At 47.1% G+C, this 19118-nt stretch carries 17 protein-coding genes and 1 pseudogene; 16 read left to right on the forward strand and 2 right to left on the reverse strand.

Going from position 1 to position 19118, the window contains the following annotated elements; translation table 11 throughout:
• On the reverse strand, positions 1 to 468 hold a 468-nt coding region (locus LZ11_RS05130; RefSeq protein WP_148866895.1), incomplete at its 3' end, for an IS110 family transposase.
• 801 nt (positions 469 to 1269) lie between these two features.
• Between LZ11_RS05130 and LZ11_RS13160 the strand changes: the two are divergent.
• The 10 genes and pseudogenes from LZ11_RS13160 to LZ11_RS05175 form a co-directional block, all read left to right on the forward strand.
• Positions 1270 to 1716 (forward strand): annotated as a pseudogene (locus LZ11_RS13160) (methyl-accepting chemotaxis protein); the annotation flags it as partial.
• Positions 1711 to 2793 carry a methyl-accepting chemotaxis protein gene (locus LZ11_RS13165; protein ID WP_425473433.1) on the forward strand — a complete coding sequence of 361 codons (1083 nt, stop codon included), beginning with the start codon at positions 1711 to 1713 and terminating at the stop codon, positions 2791 to 2793. The pseudogene LZ11_RS13160 and the gene LZ11_RS13165, both read left to right, overlap by 6 nt.
• 26 nt (positions 2794 to 2819) lie before the next feature.
• Positions 2820 to 4373, forward strand: coding sequence for a chemotaxis protein CheW (locus LZ11_RS05140; RefSeq protein ID WP_148866834.1), 1554 nt, complete (start codon positions 2820 to 2822; stop codon positions 4371 to 4373).
• Positions 4333 to 5409, forward strand: a complete 1077-nt coding sequence (locus tag LZ11_RS05145; protein WP_187695054.1) for a protein-glutamate methylesterase/protein-glutamine glutaminase — start codon at positions 4333 to 4335, stop codon at positions 5407 to 5409. Before LZ11_RS05140 ends, LZ11_RS05145 begins: the two co-directional genes overlap by 41 nt.
• Positions 5406 to 6227, forward strand: a complete 822-nt coding sequence (locus LZ11_RS05150; RefSeq protein ID WP_148866835.1) for a CheR family methyltransferase — start codon at positions 5406 to 5408, stop codon at positions 6225 to 6227. The genes LZ11_RS05145 and LZ11_RS05150 overlap by 4 nt, the downstream gene beginning before the upstream one ends.
• A gap of 22 nt (positions 6228 to 6249) precedes the next feature.
• Entirely contained in the window at positions 6250 to 8778 is a 2529-nt protein-coding gene (locus LZ11_RS05155) for a chemotaxis protein CheA (RefSeq protein WP_148866836.1), read from the forward strand.
• Positions 8768 to 9022 carry a hypothetical protein gene (locus tag LZ11_RS05160; RefSeq protein WP_148866837.1) on the forward strand — a complete coding sequence of 85 codons (255 nt, stop codon included), beginning with the start codon at positions 8768 to 8770 and terminating at the stop codon, positions 9020 to 9022. The genes LZ11_RS05155 and LZ11_RS05160 overlap by 11 nt, the downstream gene beginning before the upstream one ends.
• Before the next feature lie 19 nt (positions 9023 to 9041).
• A complete protein-coding gene (locus LZ11_RS05165) occupies positions 9042 to 10199 on the forward strand; it encodes a methyl-accepting chemotaxis protein (protein WP_148866838.1) in 1158 nt (385 codons plus the stop codon).
• 30 nt (positions 10200 to 10229) lie between these two features.
• Positions 10230 to 10595 (forward strand): response regulator, encoded by a 366-nt coding sequence (locus LZ11_RS05170; protein WP_148866839.1) that lies wholly within the window; start codon positions 10230 to 10232, stop codon positions 10593 to 10595.
• An 85-nt stretch (positions 10596 to 10680) separates the two neighbouring features.
• Complete coding sequence (locus tag LZ11_RS05175) at positions 10681 to 12018, forward strand: putative bifunctional diguanylate cyclase/phosphodiesterase (protein WP_148866840.1); 1338 nt, start codon at positions 10681 to 10683, stop codon at positions 12016 to 12018.
• Positions 12019 to 12286: 268 nt separating this feature from the next.
• Here the strand turns inward: LZ11_RS05175 and LZ11_RS05180 are convergent, their stop codons facing one another.
• Positions 12287 to 12967, reverse strand: coding sequence for a rhomboid family intramembrane serine protease (locus LZ11_RS05180; protein WP_148866841.1), 681 nt, complete (start codon positions 12965 to 12967; stop codon positions 12287 to 12289).
• A gap of 254 nt (positions 12968 to 13221) precedes the next feature.
• On the opposite strand from LZ11_RS05180, the gene LZ11_RS12360 reads away from it, so the two are divergent.
• From LZ11_RS12360 to dapG, 6 genes are all read left to right on the forward strand, one after another.
• The gene (locus LZ11_RS12360; RefSeq protein WP_170240296.1) at positions 13222 to 13377 is read left to right on the forward strand and encodes a hypothetical protein; all 156 of its coding nucleotides are present in this window, start codon (positions 13222 to 13224) and stop codon (positions 13375 to 13377) included.
• A gap of 36 nt (positions 13378 to 13413) precedes the next feature.
• A complete protein-coding gene (gene aroF / locus LZ11_RS05185; RefSeq protein WP_148866842.1) occupies positions 13414 to 14427 on the forward strand; it encodes a 3-deoxy-7-phosphoheptulonate synthase in 1014 nt (337 codons plus the stop codon).
• Entirely contained in the window at positions 14427 to 15323 is an 897-nt protein-coding gene (locus LZ11_RS05190; protein ID WP_148866843.1) for a prephenate dehydrogenase, read from the forward strand. Before aroF ends, LZ11_RS05190 begins: the two co-directional genes overlap by 1 nt.
• The gene (gene aroA, locus LZ11_RS05195; protein ID WP_148866844.1) at positions 15301 to 16587 is read left to right on the forward strand and encodes a 3-phosphoshikimate 1-carboxyvinyltransferase; all 1287 of its coding nucleotides are present in this window, start codon (positions 15301 to 15303) and stop codon (positions 16585 to 16587) included. Before LZ11_RS05190 ends, aroA begins: the two co-directional genes overlap by 23 nt.
• Before the next feature lie 282 nt (positions 16588 to 16869).
• Positions 16870 to 17883 carry an aspartate-semialdehyde dehydrogenase gene (locus tag LZ11_RS05200; protein ID WP_148866845.1) on the forward strand — a complete coding sequence of 338 codons (1014 nt, stop codon included), beginning with the start codon at positions 16870 to 16872 and terminating at the stop codon, positions 17881 to 17883.
• Between the two features lie 12 nt (positions 17884 to 17895).
• Positions 17896 to 19080 (forward strand): aspartate kinase, encoded by a 1185-nt coding sequence (dapG, locus tag LZ11_RS05205; protein WP_148866846.1) that lies wholly within the window; start codon positions 17896 to 17898, stop codon positions 19078 to 19080.
• The last annotated feature ends 38 nt before the right edge of the window (positions 19081 to 19118 follow it).

A 19118-nucleotide genomic window follows, 5' to 3' on the forward strand; every position in this document is an offset into this window, starting at 1 on the left:
ATCTAAGATACCGAGTACCCTATTCTTAAGACCACCGACCTGGCGAACGAACTCAAAGCGGAGTCGGGAGAGCGACTGCAATTTGAGGGTTGTTTCAGAAGGAAGCCTGGTTTCAGGGGCTCTACCTAATCGCAGCAAGTCAGCAAGAAGCAGAGCATCTTTTTGATCGGTTTTGGTTTTACGCACATAGAGATTACGCAAAGCATCCGACTGAATGGGGTTGATAACATGAAGTTCAAATCCCAGCTTAGTGAGGTAGCAGTAGATAGGGAGCCAGTAATGTCCGGTGGCTTCCAGGCAGAACTTTACACCATCGGGCTTCAAACCGAGCCTTTCCAATGCCTGCAAAAACTTATTCATCCCTTTATGGTTATTATCTAGATGCATCTTTAGAACAATGTCTCCGGCGTCATTCACGAGGCATACTTCGTGACTATGTTTAGCCACATCAATACCGCCATAGATCATATTTACATCCTCGCTTTCATTGAAATTAGGCAGGGTTCCCGCAATCCCCTATAAGTCTCAACCTTGCGCGTAACTCGAGGCATATAGCAAGCTACATCCACAACGTGCTCATTCGAGACATCTCATAGAGGAGGGGCTTCACTCTTAATTTCGGGACAGCGAAAGAGCTTCCCAAGGAGGTAGATCGAAGTCCCCTGCCGCTACGAGAAATATTTAGCTAAGTTTTATCAGAATTCCTGTGTGGTTGTCAAAAAAACTTTAAATGACCCTTAATTACATCATTGAGCTAACTATATTGTACAAAGGAGGTGAAATGATTACACTTGTGAGAAGACCTGATAATTAAGGAATTCGAGTTAACCGAAACTTGACAGATTGTGTGATTGGAGGCGATTGTTTATGGAGAAAAAACTTGCATTACCGGAACTTTCGCAAGAGACTGGGACGAAAGAGATAGAAACCAAGCGTCTCAATGAGACAGCCAAAAAACTGGAGGCCCAACGGCGTAAGGCAAGGCTTATTGCAAAAAGGCAGCAGCTGGCCGAGAGGATCGCAAGTGCTACAGAAGAATTGTCGGCAGGAGTAGAGGAAGCCTCTTCAGCAATTAATGAACTTCAAGCTGCCATGGAACAGATAGCCAAAGGCGCGGAAGAAGCCTCTAGCGCTACTCAGGAGTCTCTGGCCGGCATCGAGCAAATCAACCGAAACTCTCAGGTAAGCGTGACACGAGCTCAAGAGTCATTAAATAAAGTAATTGCTTTGCAAGCCCTGTCTGGCGAGACTTCGCAAAGCATCCAAAAAATGGTGGATGGAGTTATAGCCGCGGCGGTACGGAATGAAGAGTCCGCACGGTCGGTGGTAGAACTGGAAAAACAGGCTGAGGAAATTGGAAGCATTGTTCGCACGGTAGTTAGAATAGCGGATCAGACTAACCTTCTGGCTCTGAATGCTGCAATTGAAGCTGCTCGGGCCGGTGACTACGGTAAGGGATTTGCGGTAGTAGCCGATGAGGTGCGCACCCTAGCTGAGACTTCTGAGAAAGCAGCGGAGGACATTCGCGAGGTCGTGAGTGGTATTCAGTTGCGGGTAAAAGAGATAGCCGCCGCAATAAATAAAGCGGCTGAGACTGCTAAGGGCAAGGCCGATAAAGGCCGTGAGGTATCGATGGCATTGGGAAAGATGGCCCAGGAGATGACTATAGTACGAAAAGGTTCGGAGTTGGTGTTAGATCTTTCCCAGCAAGTGACGCAGGCTACCCAAGAGTTTCAACAAGGAGCCTCCCAAATAGCCCAGGCGGCTGAAGAACAGAGCAGTGCAGTAGCCGAAGCCCTCTCTTCTATAGAACAACAGGTTAAGGCTCTGGGTGATATCGGTACCACTGTCAATGACCTTTTGACCAATGCAGATGCAGTAAGGAGTGCTCAGGATACCACAAAAGCTTCTGAAACCCTCGCAGCGTCTGCTGAAGAGATCTCTGCTGCGCTGGAAGAAGCTAATACAGCAGCTAGACAGATTATGACCGCCATTGAGCAGATAAGCAGGGGAGCCCAAATACAGTCACAGGCCGCCGACAAATCACTTGTAGTGGCCGTCCAGGTTCTGCGCCAGATGGAAGAGATAAGACAGGCCTCCGCCAATAGCCTGAGTCAGGTAGACGTTATGCAAGATTTGTTAAAACAAAACCGCGAACTCATAGAAAGCTTGATATACGGTATAAACGAAACTTTGATGACAGTCCAGGAAAATGCGGCCGCAATGAGAGATCTTGAACAGGAAGCCAGGAAGATAGACAAGATAGTTGACAGCATAGTCACTGTTGGTATCCAAACAAACATGCTGGCAGTAACCGGTGCTGTAGAAGCAGCCCGTTCCGGCGAATTCGGAAAAGGCTTTGCTGTGGTGGCGTCGGATATCCGTAATCTGGCCCAAGAGAGTGCACGGAATGCAGACCAGATAAAAGATCTGGTACGCGCCATCCAGGACCGTATTGCTCTCGTTATGAGGGAAGTGCAAATCGTAGTATCGGAAGTTGCGCGTGAAGTAGAAGAGGCGAAGACCGTTGTGAGTCAACTGGAGAAAATGGATCAAGATATAACAACAATAGCCCGGGGTGCAAAGGAGATTGACGAGAATGCTGCACAGGCCGTGAAAGCAGCCGAGGAAGCCAGGAAAGCAGTGGAGAATATTGCCAGTGCTGCACAGGAAGCCGCTTCTGCCTGCGAACAGGCAGCTAGCGCCGCCCGCCAGCAGACCCAGGGTATGGATGAGCTCTCACGGGCAATTGAAGAGATTGCAGCCATGGCGAACGAGCTTCAGAACTTGTAACCGTGGCCGAGAAAGGGTGAACAGTTATGGCTTCAACGCAGTATGTATTGTTCCGCCTTGCCGGAGAACAATACGGGGTACCCGTACAGGCGGTGCAGGAAATCATACGCCTCCCGCGCATAACCAGGGTTCCGCAGGCGCCCCATTATGTAGAGGGTTTGGCCAACCTTCGCGGGCTTGCCATTTCAGTAGTCAGCGGCAGAAAGAAATTCGGACTGCCTGATAAAGAATATGACGAAGATACCAGGGTCTTAATAATCACACTGGGCGACTATCGGGTTGGTTATATGGTCGACGCCGTAACAGGTGTAGTTACCGTAGACACTGAGGAAATTGAAGCCCTCCCGCAGGACCTCCCCAATCAAGTATATTTCTCCGGGCTCCTGCGCATGCAGGAAAGTGTTATTATACTCCTTGACCCCCATAAGCTTCTTGCTCATAAGCAAAGTTTCCGTGTAGGAAGAGAAGAAATCGGGCGACAGGAATATGGGAACAAAAGATATGGAGAACGATGTGAACAGATGACAGTTGCAGCAGAGCGCCAGTTTGTTACCTTCAACGTTCAGGGGGAAGAATACGGTCTTGATATTGCATATGTCCAGGAAATAGTTGCCTACCCTGAAGTATTAAGTAGTGTACCTACTTTCCCTCATTATGCCGAAGGGATCATGGTGCTGAGAGATCAACTGCTTCCTGTGATAAACCTGGCAAAACTAATGTGCTTAAAGGGGGAAGAAGTCGATCGCAGCAGGAGCAGGGTAATTGTCTTAAACGATGAGCGGGGGCTTCTGGGGATTGTGGTAGACAACGTTTCCGAGGTACTCAGAATAGACGAAAATGCCATTGAAGCTATGCCGGAGTACCTTCAAGTTGATGCAAAGCTCAGATTTAAGGGGATCTGTAAAACAGACACGAGCAGGGAAAAACGGCTTACCTACATTTTAGATCCAGCTTGCCTCACGGGTCTGGAAGTAGTGAATTCGGGGATAGGCCCTGCGGGTCGTAAGGTCAAAGAAGAAACTGCAACAGGCAAAAACAGTGAGGGCCAGTATATCCTCTTCAGGCTTGGTGAGCAGGACTTTATTACCGAGATAACCTCCGTGCGCGAAATACTCAACGTTCCAGAAATAACGCGCGTCCCTCAAGCTCCTTCCTTTGTAGAAGGGGTAATAAATATTCGGGGGAATATTATCCCGGTGATAGACCTACGCAAACGCTTGGAAATGGGTAGTTTTGCCAGGGGAGATCAGAACAGGATTATTGTGGTAGACATCGGAAACAGCCTGACCGGCTTTATTGTTGATGTGGTAAAAGAAGTTAAGAGAATACAGCTTGCTGCTATTGAGACTACAGGCGCCCTGACTTCAGTGGGTCTGGACTATGAGTATCTGGTAGGCATAGCAAAGCTGGGACAAGAAGGAGCTGTAGCTTTAGTACTAGATTTACATAAACTATTGAGCCGTTTTGAAGTGCGGGTTTTGCAGAGCATAAACAGTGAAGCTGCAAAAACGGAAACAACAGAAGGAAGGGAGCCCAATAATGAATTTGGGGAAACGGATCAGAGTATTGATAGCAGATGATTCGGCCTTTATTAGGAAATACTTGAATGAGATTTTAGCACAGGATCCTGAGATAGAAGTAGTAGGAATAGCCAGAGACGGAGAAGAAGCGGTGAAACTTGCTTTTTCTCTACGGCCCGATGTCATTACCATGGACGTGGAGATGCCTAAACTGGATGGCCTCACAGCTCTCCAGTACATAATGAATGAAAATCCTGTTCCGGTGGTAATTATATCTTCCTTGACCCAAAAAGGTGAATTATTAACTTATGAGGCATTGGCGCTAGGGGCAGTGGAGGTTATAGCTAAACCCAGCGGTGCAATTTCGAGTGATATAAGAAAGATAGCTGATGAGATCAAGCGAAAGGTCAAGGCAGCGGCGAAGTCCAATATGAAAGCCGCTGTGAGAGTTATAAAAAAGAGGGGGGCGGGATCAAATTTTAAGCCCGCCCCCTGGGGTGTCTCAACTCCTTTTAATAAACTAGTAATTATAGGAGTGTCCACTGGTGGACCCAAAACTTTGACGGAAATATTGCCCGAGCTCCCTGCAGACCTTCCCGCCCCTGTAATAGTAGTCCAGCACATGCCGGCAGGGTTCACCAAAGGCTTCGCCGAAAGACTCAATAACATCTGCCGGCTTGAAGTTTCTGAAGCCCAGGATGGGGAAACTGTTAGTCCAGGCAAGATACTCGTAGCACCCGGGCACAGCCATATAAAAATAGAGCGCAGGTTAGGTAAGAACGAAGCAAGAGTCAGACTTACCGACGAACCTCGGGATGCGCTGTACAAACCATCTATAGAAGTAACTATGGAGAGTGCCTTGAAAGTCCTTGGCGGGCAACGGTTGGTAGGTGTACTGCTCACCGGTATGGGAGACGATGGTGCTGACGCCATGGTTAAGATAAAAGACGCAGGAGGTATCACTATAGCCGAAGCCGAAGAAACTGCAGTCGTATGGGGCATGCCCAGAGAAGCTATAGCCAGGGGCGGTGCGTCAATAGTGACTCCATCCTACCGTATCGCACAAGAGATAGTTAAAGCAGTGAACGAGGGGTGAAAAATATTATCCTTGACAATAAAAGCTTAAGGAAACTTACAGACCTGATCTACCGCACCACTGGGCTCCGTTATGATTTTAATAAGAAGTATTACCTGGAACGCAGGATAAGAGAACGTATGGAAGTGCTAGAAATTGAGGACATAAAAAGTTTTTTACGTATTTTACAGTTTGATGCTTTTGAAAGACAGCAATTCATTAACGCCTTGACGGTAAAAGAAACGTACTTCTTCCGCGAGTACGAACAGCTTAAACTTTTCGCTGAGAAGGTAATACCAATGATGCTACAGGAAGGTCCTACCGGTTTGGACAAAACTATTAAAGTGCTTTCGGCAGGCTGTGCAACCGGAGAAGAAGCGTATACCCTGGGGATAATTATGAACGAAATGCTCGAAGGGGAAGCCTTCGACTGGAGGGTAGTGGGGATAGACATTGACACTTTAGCGTTAGAAAAGGCGAAAAAGGGTACGTATGATACCCGGTCAATCCGTTTAATACCTAAGGAATACTTAAATCGTTACCTTTGGGTGGACGGAGAGTTTTATAAAGTCAAGCCCTTTTTGAAACAAAAAATTAACTTTGCCTGGGCCAACCTTTTAACTGGCGTACCAGAAGATCTTGCCCCTTTCGAGGTTGTATTTTGCCGAAATGTGCTTATATATTTTGACGATGTAAGCAGGGAAAGAGTATTAAAAAACCTCTATAAAGTCCTTGTACCAGGAGGATATATTTTTTTTGGTCACGCAGATTTTATGGGCAAGTTTTCTACAATTTTCCGGCCGGAGCGCATAGGTGGGCACCTTGTTTACCGGAAATAAAAGTGGGAGGTGAAACTGGCCAGTGGAGTACATAGATAAAACGTTGCTTACCTCCTTTCTGGAAGAAGCACAGGAGCTCCTTGATGTGATAGAACAGAAATTACTTGAGTTGGAAAAGCATCCTCAAGATACAGAACTTATCCACGAGCTCTTCCGAGCTTTCCATACCTTAAAAGGGTCTTCTGGCATAGCGGGTGCGATAACCTTTCAAAACATAGCCCACGAATTTGAAAATCTTCTTGAGAAAATTAGAAAAAATGAGTTAGAGGTCACGAGTGACCTAGTTACCCTCTTTTTTAAAGGTACAGATGCTCTGAAAGAAATAGCTATATACCTGGCACAAAAAGGCTATGAACCTCCCCTTGATCAATGGGTGGAATTACTGGAAGAAGTTAGGACAAGTATACCAGGAAGAGCCCTTTCTGCTGGGAACCAGCCCAACCAATCCGGGGGTGAAAGAATAACCAGCTTTGAGGGTTTGTACCTTTTGCCATTGACTTTCCGCCTTACAGTATTGAAGAATATGTTGGGAGACAGCAGATCGAGGGTAAAAGAACAGGATTTGGGAAGTAAGAAGCAACGACTATACGTATTAGGTATAAATTGTGGCACTGGCATTTTCGAAAGAGGGCTTGATCCTTTAAGACTAGCCCTTCAAGGGATTGAGACTTTAGGAGGAAGAGTGGCATCCCTTACAGTTCTTGGTGATAGGTTACCCTCTGTTAACGAGTTTGATCCCGAAAAATGTTATTTGCCCATTATCTTAGCCTTTCAAATTCAAATAGATAGAATAGAAACGCTACTGTTCGAACTGGAATTTCTGGCCGATGATGCCGATATAAACCTGGGGTACATTGACTCGATCTTTGAGCTTTTTTCACCGGACCTGGCGGAAATACAACTACCCTCAGAGGAAGAGAGACAAAGACTTAGAGCGCTCGCTGAGGAAGCCTTCTGGAGGATACCGGATGAGGGACTGGAACAGCGGATTGACAACTTTATAGCATTAGCCTTAAGTATGTATAGATTTCCGTTTATAAAAAAATCGCTTTTTTGTGAGGTTGTCTTGCTCCTGGCTTTGTTTAGGCAGATTTATGGGGGTAAAGAGAATTTAAACCAGCTTATTGAAGACTTTAGAGCTTTACTACTGGAATATGCGAATGCAAACCACGAGACTGTGGCTGAACTTATTGCTCCCCGGGAAGCCGCCCGGGATATATGGGAGTGTTTGCAGGAAGAGGCAAGCGGGATTGAACAGATTTGCATGGGCACTTCTAACCTACATGAGAGCTGGTCTATGTCTGAAGAACATTGCGAAACTTCAACTAGTGCAGGTAAAGCAACAACTGTTATTTCTTCGGCATTGAGTTTAAAGGGCGAAAGTATTCGCGTAGATAAGCACAAAATTGAGCGCCTTATGGATTTAGCTTCGGAACTTATTTTACAGAAGAATGGGCTGGAATATTTGCTTAAAAGCCTCCAAAAGATGGTACGGGATCGCGAACTTCATTATGCGTTAAAAGAACAGGAGCAGGCTTTAACGTCTGTGATTAGAGAACTCCAGGAAACTATAATCAGTTTGAGAATGACGCCGTTGCGGCAGCTTTTTTCCAGGTTCTCCCGTTATGTACGGGATATAGCCATAAAGCTTGGGAAAGAAGTGGAGCTTATTTTCCAGGGAGAGGAGACCGAACTTGACCGGGAAACGGTAGAAAGGCTTTATGAGCCTCTTCTTCACCTAATACGCAATGCCCTGGATCATGGATTAGAAACACCGGAGGAGCGAAGGAGAAAGGGTAAGGAAAAGACAGGGCGATTAATTGTAAAAGCTTCCCGGGAGGCCTCAGCGGTTTTTATAGATGTTATAGATGACGGTCGCGGAATTGACCTAGAAAAAGTAAAAAATAAGGCTATACAAAAAAGTCTCATTTCCGTTGAAGAAGCCGAAAAAATGAACGATCAGGAAGTCATGAAGTTAATATTTATGCCAGGCTTTAGTACTTCGGAAAGTGTAACCGAAATATCTGGCCGTGGAGTTGGTATGGACGTAGTACAACATACTTTAATGGAGCTTGGTGGATATGTTAACTTGCACAGCGTTCCAGATAAAGGAACAACTGTAAGGGTGGTGTTGCCCCTTACTCTCTTGACTACCCAGGTATTGGTGGTGGAGGTGTCCGGAGAAGAAATCGGCATCCCGGTATGTGACCTTGAACGCATAGCGGAGGCTGAAGAAGTTATACGTTTCTCTGCTACGGGGAAAATCGCCAACGTGGGAGGTCACACCTTAATTGTCCAAGATTTGGCGTCGATACTCGGTGTTGCAAGCACACGTAATAAACTTCAAGATAGAAAGGCTATCGTGTTGAGAGGAGGAGTATGTCTTTTAGTCGACTGCATTTCGGCCACAGAAGACCTGGTTGTAAGAAAGTTAACCGGAGAGCTTGCCGGTTTGGACCTCTACTTAGGGACAGCGGTAAGGGGTAACGGAAGAGTACTTATGATAATTAACACTCGTAGCTTGAGAGAGGCGGATACTTATGAACATTGAACTACGGGATGGAAACCTCGCAATAAACGAGAGTTTGACTATAGAAGATGTTAAGGATGCTTGGAACCTAATCTTGAAAAATCTGTCTGAGATTAAGACTGTGGATCTAAATGGCCTTAAAGACTTGGATTTGGCTGGTATGCAAGTGTTATTAATGCTGGTCCACTTAAAACAAGATATAAAATTTATAATGCCACCGACACAAGGAGATCCTAGATTTGTGCTTTACTCTAGCAATAATTAGGTATGCGGGGTGTATAAAATTGGCGTGGCACGAAGTGGGGTTTTTTCTATGTGGAATTCCTGTAGGATGGGTTTTGTGCCGTATCCTAAGGCATCCTCCCGATACAGGAGCTTTTCGTCGGGAACAAACAGCGATATTAGAAGAGGGTTCAACTGGCCCGGTCCAGACCAGTGCTCCGGAGACTTACCCTGAGACTGAAACCAGCTTACAGAATTCAGGAGTACCAGAGTTATCCCAGCTTCTTGATATAATTGAACTGCAGATTGGAAGTCTAGTATCAGAGAGCGAGAAGGTGTTCTCATCAATACTTTACGGCATAGGCCAGTTGCAGGAACGAGTACGCCAGAGCCTTACTAACGCCCAGGAGTTAGGGCGAAAGATTTACAGTTTTGATTCTGGAGATAACGGAGGATTAGTGGGGCGAATTATAAAAGAATTGATGGCTTTTTCCAATGAAACCGATACCGTATTTCAACAGGTGGTTAATAAGTTGACTGTCAGCCGAGATAATTGCAGGAGTATAGCAGAAAAGGTCGAGAAAGAACTTCACGATTTTATTGAAGAAGTAAGCGACATAGCTTACAAGACCAAGATTTTAGCCTTAAACGCTTCTATCTTGGCCGCTCATGCTGGACAGTATGGCAAAGGTTTTGAAGTCGTTGCACGTGAAGTGAGGCGGCTGGCGGATATGGCGTATAAGGCTACTATGAAAGTGAATTGCATTGCAGAGGACATTGCGAGTTCTGTTAAAGAGCTGTCTGCAGAGCTACAAGATTATTTAGACGAAATTGAAGGTGAAAAACAACAGATAGATAACACGATAAAGAAGACCAGTCAAGATATTAGCAACGCGGCACAAGAGGTAGAAGGACTCATTTCTAACTTACTTTCAGAAATTGAGGGTTTCTTCCAGGATATTGATGGTACTATAGTTGCCGGACAATTCCAGGATATAGCCGGGCAACGCTTGCAACATATCCTAGAGGTGCTGCGGGAATTTGGGAATATACTACGTATGGATCAGGAAGCATTCAAAGTTCTTAGTAGAGGCAAATTAAAGAAAACAATCGCAAGTATGGTGGACAAATATACCACCTATATTGAACGGCAAAATCATTATGCCGCCCTGGGAATGAAGCATGAAGAAAGCCTGGGTGACAATGTAGAGATCTTCTGAAATATTTACAATAAAAAGGGGGGGCGCTCTATGGCGGAAGTATTAATTGTTGATGATTCTACCACCATGCGATTAGCTGTAAAAACAACTCTGGTACAAGCGGGGCATGTCGTCCATGAAGCGTGTGACGGAGCTGAAGCTCTAAATAAATTAAAAGATGGCCTAAAAGTAAAGGCCATAATTACAGATCTCAATATGCCGAATATGGACGGTGTTACTTTTATACAGACTGTAAGGAAGCTGCCCGGCTTCAAGTTTGTACCCATACTTATGTTAACAACTGAAAGTTCTATGGAGAAAAAGGAAGAAGGACGAAAAGCCGGCGCTAGTGGTTGGATTGTTAAACCCTTTAGTCCGGAACAATTGTTAGGAGTGTTAAAAAAATTGGGCGTTTAATTTTATAGCTGTTGCAGTAAGAGAGCTTGATAAGCAAAGAGTTGGGGATTTGGGAAATCGCCTTTTAAAAGAGGGGGGCGTTTTTGTGAATATAATAGACGAATTGATGAACCTGGAAAATAATGACATAAATAAAATGTTTTATTATGATTTTCTCACAGGATTCCCAAACAGAAACTATTTAGAACATTTTTTCAATGTTTACAAAGTCTCTGAAATGCAAAAAACAGTTGGAATTGCTTTGCTTTATATAGATTTTGATAACTTCAAGTTTATTAATAACAATTTCGGACATACATACGGCGATAAATTTTTAACAGTTGCCGGGAAAATTCTGAAAGGTCTTGTATCCGAAAGTGGTGCGGTCTTCAGGACAGGCGGCGATGAATTTGTTGTGACAGTTTTATTTCCGGCTCGTGAAATAAACAAAGTCGAAGTGATAGCTAAAAGCATACTAAATAGGTTTAGAAAATACCTAAAGCTTGATCATTATGAATTTTTAAGTACAGTAAGTATAGGAATAGCACTATGCCCGAATCACGCTACATCTCTTACAGAATTAATGAAGTTTGCAGACATCGCCCTTTTCAGCTCTAAAAATCATGGAAAAAACACTTTCACCTATTACAATGAAGAAATGGGCGAAGCGAACAAGAGAAAATTTGGTATTTTTTTGAATATGAAAAAAGCCTTACAGAAAAATGAATTATATTTAGAGTTTCAGCCGCAACTTGACATAAAGCAAAATAAAATTGTCGGTATAGAAGCTTTGGCGAGATGGAAAAGCTCAGAACTGGGGGATATATCACCGGCGGAGTTTATTTCCGTGGCGGAAGAGACGGGGTTCATAATTGATTTGGGGAAATGGGTCATAGAAAATTCTCTTGCAGCGTATAAGAGATTATCACACAAAAATGGATTTCTGCTGGATCTCGGAATAAACGTTTCTGCCGCACAGCTTCATGGAGGTTATTTTTATCAATTTATAATTGACATGTTAAAAAAATATAATATTAAACCTGAAAATATAAAATTCGAAATTACTGAAAGTCAGATAATGCAAGCAAAGGAAGAAAATATAAAAAAAATAAACAGAATCAGGGAATTAGGCATAAAAATATCACTTGACGATTTTGGTGTTGGTTACTCTTCCATGAATTATTTAACATTTTTACCGATAGATGAAATAAAAATAGACAGTTCTTTTATCGCCCCAATAACAGAAGATAATAAAATGCGCGTATTAGTCGATTCAATAATATATTTATCACACAGGTTGGGTTATACCGTGACTGCCGAAGGAGTGGAAAATAAAGAGCAGCTTGAATTATTAAAAGAAATGTCTTGTGATAGAATACAGGGGCACCTTTTAAGTAAATCTCTTGGTTATGACGAACTTGAAACGTTTTTAAAGAAACATTGAATACAACCAGAGCATAAAGATGGAAACTTCATTGCCAGTACCAAAAAATGGATCGCTCTACCGCTATACTGACAAGGAACACTTTTCTTCCTTCAGGCGTTCTATCGACATTTCCCTGCTGCCACTTTCACAAAAATGTACCTGTTCATTTCAATACCCCCTTACCTCGAATAACTTTGGAAATTTACAGGCTCCTTCTCCTATTAATAGCAACTTTTCAATTAATTTCGGAAATCTAAAATTAATCCCTCTCGCAGAAAAAGGTACGTCATCTTCGCTTGAGGAAGAATCTATTTAACAGCACGCCGCTGACAAACCCTCCTATGTGTGCCCACCAGGCTATTCCTGAAACCGCCGCCCCGCCGATGACGGAGTAAACCGTACCGGAATAGAGCTGGGCCAGGAACCACAGGAAGAGGTAGACAACGGCGGGTATCTGGAGGAAGATTGGAACCAGGAAAAAGGTCGGCACCAGGGTGATTATCCTCGCCGACGGGAATAATACGAAGTACGCGCCCATCACGCCCGCGATAGCTCCGGAAGCCCCCACCACCGGCACCCGTGATAAGGGGTTGAAAACTATGTGAAACACGCCCGCGATTACACCGCTGAGGAGATAGAAGATCAGGAATCTTATATGGCCCATCCGGTCTTCTACATTGTCACCGAAAAGCCACAGTATCCACATGTTGCTTATAAGGTGAAGGGTGCTCCCGTGGAGAAATATGCTGGTGATAAATGGATAAAGGTCACCGGAGGAAAACGGTGCACCGGATACCACCAGTTTCATAATTTTCGCCGGTATCAGGCCGTATTTGTAGGTGAACCGGACGAAAGCCCTGTATGAAGTGCCCGAAAGGGTAAAAAATATGAGCGAATTTATTATTATGAGCAGGACCGTAATGAGAGGCGGTCGCCTGCTCGGAATATTGTCCCTGATTGGAAACATCTTTAACCCTCCGCTTTTTTTATTTTGTAGTTCCGCATTAATATTATATTAAGATTATAGCACAGGTGGGAATAAATTACAGGTTTTTGAAAAAGCAGTATGAACGAACGGCGGTTTATTAACCAACTAACTGGCAAAGTGCCTTGACACAAGTTCCGGCGTATTATATAATACTTTCCAAAACGTAAAGCGGGAAACCTCTCGCCCCTAACGGGGTGCGGGAGGTTTTTTACATAAGCTCGGAGGGATATGGTGTGACTGTCAGAACGGGCTATCCCGGACTGGTCCCGGGCGACAATAATAAAGGCAACGGTAACGCCGAAGTTTTTGTATCCTGTTCCCGGTGGTGGGCGATCTATCCCCCTTCGGGGGGATATGTACAGGGTGTTTGTAAACGGCACCATATATAAAGCACGTTTTGACATCGTATAATGGAGGGATTGACCTTGATTATAGTGATGCAGAAAAACGCCACCGAGGATCAGATAAAGAAAGTATGCGAGATGGTCGAAAATGCGGGACTCGGGGTACACCTTTCAAGAGGTACCGATATAACCATAATCGGGGTTATAGGAGACCGCAGGCTTCTGGCCGATAAGCCTATAGAGCTCATGGACGGTGTGGAAAAGACCGTACCCATCGTGGAACCGTATAAACTTGCGAGCCGTACTTTTCGTCCCGAACCTACCGTGATAAAAGTGGGGGATGTATTGATAGGGGGCGACGAGTTCGTCGTCATGGCTGGTCCCTGTGCGGTGGAGAGCAGGGAACAGCTCCTGGAGACTGCCGAGATAGTGAAAAAGTGCGGCGCTAAAGTCCTCCGGGGAGGTGCATTTAAGCCCCGGACTTCGCCTTACTCATTCCAGGGACTGGGCGAAGAGGGGCTGAAAATTCTGGCCGAGGCCAGGGAAAGGACCGGACTTCCCGTTGTAACCGAAGTTACAAGCACGGAAGCCGTAGATAAGGTCGCCGAGTACGCCGATATACTGCAAATAGGAGCTCGCAATATGCAGAATTTCCAGCTGCTCAGGGCTGCGGGCAGGACGGGAAAGCCGGTGCTCCTGAAGAGAGGTATGTCCGCCACCATTGAGGAATGGCTGAACGCCGCCGAGTACATTATGAATGAGGGCAATTTTCAGGTAATCCTCTGTGAAAGAGGGATAAGGACCTTTGAGCCGATGACGAGAAATACCCTGGACCTGAGTGCAGTGCCGATAATAAAGCACATAAGCCACCTGCCCGTAATAGTAGACCCCAGCCACGGCACGGGCCACTGGCGCTGGGTGACCCCGATGAGCAGAGCGGCTCTGGCCGCCGGTGCCGACGGCCTGATAATCGAAGTCCATCCTAACCCCCAGGAAGCCATGTCCGACGGTCCCCAGTCCCTGAAACCGGAGAATTTCAGGCTGCTGTGTGAGGAACTCAAAAAAATCGCACCAATAGTCGGGAGGAGCATGTAATGAGCGTCTCCACAGTGGCGGTAGCGGGGCTGGGAATTATAGGAGGGTCGCTGGCCAGGGTTTTTAAATCTGTGGGCTTTGAAGTATTGGGTATCGACTCGGATGACGGAACCCTTTCAGCGGCAGCAAGCGAAGGGGTCGTTTCGGAAGACAGCTTTAATATAAATAGCGCGGACGAAAGCGGTTTTCGAGCATTGAAGAGGGCGGATGTAGTATTCATCTGTACGCCGGTGCTGAGCATCGTGCCGGTCGTGAGAAAGCTGGCACCCTTTATTAAAAGGGGTGCCGTGCTGACCGACACGGGCAGCACCAAGAGGGTTGTGGTAAATTCCGTGAAGGAGGTGCTGCCTAAAGGTGTGGCTTTTGTGGGCGGCCACCCCATGGCCGGTTCCCAGTACAGCGGCTACGGCTTCAGCCGGGTCGACCTTTTTTCAAAAAGACCTTATATACTTACGCCGACAGAGGAAACCCCTCCGGAAGCCGTCGAGACCCTCAAAGCCTTAATTCTGAAGACCGGTGCGGCTCCGCATATAATGACCCCGGAAGAGCATGACAGGATAGTGGCTGCGGTCAGCCACCTGCCGCAGGTCATAGCTACCAGCCTCGTCAACGCGGTGAGGGAGTCCGACTCCGGCAGTGGGTACTTAAAACTGGCGGGGAAGGGATATAAAGACACTACCCGCATCGCATCCTCCGCCGCAGGAATATGGGTAGATATTTTGCTCACGAACAAGGACGAAGTTCTGACCATGATATCCATTTTCAGCAGGCAGCTCGGTGAACTGCGGAGGGCAATAGAATCCTCCAGCGCTCCGGACATAAGAAGTATCTTTGAAAGAGCCCGGCAATACGGGAACGGGAGGAGTGAAGGCTTTGGATGTAACGATAGAAGGTAAAAGGAGACTCAAGGGGGAGATTCTCGCTCCCCCCGACAAATCCATATCCCACAGGAGCGTAATGCTGGGGGCCGTTGCGGATGGCGTAACTCAGGTGGAGCGGTTTCTTCCGGCCGACGATTGCCTCAGGACCGTTGATTGTTTTAAGAAAATGGGAGTGGATATACGGTTTGAGGCGCCGGATAAAGTAGTCATAAATGGAAGGGGTCTCAGGGGTTTAAAAAAACCCGACGGTACCCTTTACGCGGGCAACTCCGGGACGACGATAAGGCTTCTTTCGGGGATACTGGCGGGCCAGAGCTTTGAAGCCACAATTACCGGGGACGAGTCCATTATGAAAAGGCCCATGGGTAGGGTGGTAGAGCCCCTGACCATGATGGGAGCCGTTATCGAAGGGGCCGGCGGGGGCAGGTACGCCCCACTTACCATAAGAGGGGGATGTCTTAAGGGAATCCGGTACGAGCTTCCGGTGGCCAGCGCCCAGGTAAAGTCGGCAATACTGCTGGCGGGGCTTTACGCCGAAGGCGAAACTACAGTAATAGAAAAGCATAAAACCCGCGACCACACAGAAATTATGCTGGCGCACTTTGGAGGCAGGATTTTAGCAGCGGACGGTGAGGTCAGGCTGATCCCGGTGGATAAACTCAGCGGGGAGCGGGTAGCGGTGCCGGGGGATATATCGTCGGCGGCCTTTCTCATGGTGGCAGCCGCCGTAACGGAAGGTTCCGAACTTCTTATAAGGGATGTGGGCATTAACCCCACCAGAACAGGTATAATCGATGTGCTCCGGGAAATGGGTTGCAATATAGAGATTTATGACGAGAGGATCTGGAACGGCGAAAAAGTCGCCGACGTGATCGTCAAAGGAGAAGGGCTCCGGGGGACAACCATAAAAGGCGAAATGATACCCAGGCTTATTGACGAGATTCCGGTGATTGCCGTAGCTGCTGCCTTTGCAGAAGGTGAGACGGTAATAAGGGAAGCGGCGGAGCTGAGGGTAAAGGAGAGCGACAGAATAAAAGCGATAGCCGTAAATTTAAGGAAGTTCGGAGCCGACGTGATGGAACTGGAAGACGGCCTGATGATCCGGGGCGGCGGGTCCCTGAAGCCCGCCGATGTGGAAAGCTTTGGCGACCACAGGATCGCCATGGCCATGGCGGTGGCGGCGTTGGCGATTCCCGGGTCTTCGAGGATTAAAGACGCTGAATGCGTAAAAATATCCTTTCCCGGCTTTTTTGAAACTCTGGAGAAAATCCTATGTTAAAGCGGCAGCGGTCTCACTAAACGGCTTCTTGACCGCGTTACCCGCAATAAAAAGCATTATAAATAGCCCTCTTTTAGTGACAGAGGACAAATTTTTTTAATGGTACCATTTTTTGGCTTTCCGTGGAAAAAATGAGATCCGGCTGATATCAAACGGAATAATGAACGCATAAAATGAGTATTGACAGGGTTTTTTATTTAAAATAGAATTATCTTTAATATACCGTGATGAGTGGCGCCGTTCATCAGCGGGGTCAAGGGATATTTTTGGGAGGAATGAAAAATGAACGGTTACAATGTGGCCGTAGTAGGAGCTACAGGTGCCGTCGGCCGCACAATGCTGAGGATTCTGGAAGAGCAAAGTTTTCCCGTAAAAAGGATTTTGCCTCTGGCTTCTTCGCGCTCCGAAGGTCAGACCGTTGAGTTTATGGGCTGTACAGTAAGGGTGGAGGAAGCAAAACCCTCGTCCTTTGAGGGTGTCGATATAGCTCTTTTTTCCGCCGGAAAGGACGTGAGCCTCACTCTAAGCCCCGAAGCTGTAAAAAGGGGGGCGGTGGTGATCGACAACAGCAACGCCTTCAGGATGGATCCCGATGTCCCCTTAGTAGTGCCGGAGGTCAATCCTCAGGACCTGCACAAGCACAGGGGCATTATCGCGAACCCCAACTGTTCGACCATTCAGATGGTGGTTGTTCTAAAGCCCATCCACGACAGGGCACGGGTAAAACGGGTAGTCGTTTCCACATACCAGGCGGTATCCGGAACCGGCCTTGAGGCCATAGAAGAATTGAAACTTCAGTCAAGACAGGTCCTCGAAGGCCAAAAACCGGAGCCCTCTGTTTATCCACACCAGATAGCCTTCAACCTCCTTCCGCACATAGACGTTTTCGACGATACTGGTTATACGATGGAAGAATGGAAGATGATCAGAGAGACAAAGAAGATAATGGGGGATGAGAACATAGCTGTAACTGCCACCACCGTACGGGTGCCGGTCCTAAACTGCCATTCCGAATCGGTGAACATAGAAACTTACGAGAAAGTTACCCCCGAAGAAGCCCGCCGGATTCTTGCAGGTGCTCCGGGCGTCGTGGTGATGGACGATCCTGCAAATAAAGTATACCCGATGCCGGCTTACCTTTCGGGTAAAAACGAGGTCTTCGTGGGCAGGATAAGGGAAGATTTTACGGTGCCGTGCGGCTTGAACCTATGGATCGTGGCCGACAACCTGAGGAAGGGAGCGGCCTATAACGCCGTGCAGATAGCCGAATACCTGGTAAAAAACAATCTGGTATGAGGTGGCTCTGATATGAGACTGGTTGTACAGAAATTTGGGGGCACGTCAGTAGCCACTCCCGGGTCCAGGGAGATGGTGCTGAAGCATGTGATAAAGACGAAACAGGAAGGATATTCTCCGGTGGTTGTGGTTTCGGCCATCGGCCGCAGGGGTGACCCCTACGCCACCGATACGCTGCTTTCCCTGCTGGAGGAGGCCGGGGGAGAGGTACCGGCCCGGGAAAGGGACCTTTTGATGTCCTGCGGTGAAGTAATTTCCGCTGCTTTGGTGGCTACTCTGCTTAACGCCAAGGGACACCCGGCCAAGGCTTTTACCGGCGGCCAGGCGGGCATTTTGACCGATGACCGTTTCGGAAACGCCGTGATAAGGGAAATTAAAACCGATGCTCTGATAAACGCCGTGAAGCAGGACTATATCCCTGTCGTTGCCGGGTTCCAGGGTATGACCGAAAACGGCGACATCACTACCCTAGGCAGGGGCGGCAGCGATACGACGGCGGTGGCCCTGGGTGCCGCTCTCGGCGCCGAGCGCGTCGATATTTTCACCGATGTGGAAGGAATCATGACGGCGGATCCCAGGGTCGTTAAGGGAGCCCGCATCCTGGATACGGTCACCTACCGGGAAGTGACCGAAATGGCCTACAACGGAGCCAGAGTGATCCATCCTAAGGCGGTGGAGATAGCCATGCAGTACAACATACCTGTGAGGGTTAGGTCCACCTTTTCCGATTCCCCGGGGACACTGATCACCTGTGGGCCCGAACGGCTCATTACCGGTATAGCCCACATACCACACCTGGCCCAAATCAGCATAAAAGTGCCGTCCGGCGGTGACAGAGGTCTGGAGGTCCGCATATTCAGGATACTGGCGGATGCAGGCATAAGCATAGACCTGATAAACGTATTTCCAGCCCTGAAGATATTTACCATTAAGGAAGAACTTGTGGATAAAGCGGTCAGGGTACTCGAGGGGATCGGCGTAATTCCCGAGGTGGTGCGCGGACTTGCCAAGATTACGGTGGTCGGGGCCGGAATGCGGGGCGTACCCGGCGTAATGGCCAGGATAATCGAGGCTCTGGAAAGCGAAAATATCGAAATCCTTCAAACTTCCGACTCCCATACAACGATATCCTGCCTGGTGAGGGACAAAGATGCGGAAAGGGCTATAACGGCACTTCATAGGAAGTTCGAGCTGTGATAGAATTGAGAGAAAAACGTAAAACCCCATTCCCCAAC

The organism is Thermosediminibacter litoriperuensis, assembly GCF_008124715.1.
In the GTDB taxonomy this organism is placed as follows: Bacteria; Bacillota; Thermosediminibacteria; order Thermosediminibacterales; family Thermosediminibacteraceae; genus Thermosediminibacter; species Thermosediminibacter litoriperuensis.

Coding starts and splice junctions, on each gene's coding strand:
- dapG (WP_148866846.1), top strand. CDS start 17,896: ATGAGACTGGTTGTACAGAAATTTGGGGGCACGTCAGTAGCCACTCCC.
- LZ11_RS05160 (WP_148866837.1), top strand. CDS start 8,768: ATGAACATTGAACTACGGGATGGAAACCTCGCAATAAACGAGAGTTTG.
- LZ11_RS05180 (WP_148866841.1), bottom strand. CDS start 12,967: ATGTTTCCAATCAGGGACAATATTCCGAGCAGGCGACCGCCTCTCATT.
- LZ11_RS05145 (WP_187695054.1), top strand. CDS start 4,333: ATGAATTTGGGGAAACGGATCAGAGTATTGATAGCAGATGATTCGGCC.
- LZ11_RS05190 (WP_148866843.1), top strand. CDS start 14,427: ATGAGCGTCTCCACAGTGGCGGTAGCGGGGCTGGGAATTATAGGAGGG.
- LZ11_RS05140 (WP_148866834.1), top strand. CDS start 2,820: ATGGCTTCAACGCAGTATGTATTGTTCCGCCTTGCCGGAGAACAATAC.
- LZ11_RS05170 (WP_148866839.1), top strand. CDS start 10,230: ATGGCGGAAGTATTAATTGTTGATGATTCTACCACCATGCGATTAGCT.
- LZ11_RS05200 (WP_148866845.1), top strand. CDS start 16,870: ATGAACGGTTACAATGTGGCCGTAGTAGGAGCTACAGGTGCCGTCGGC.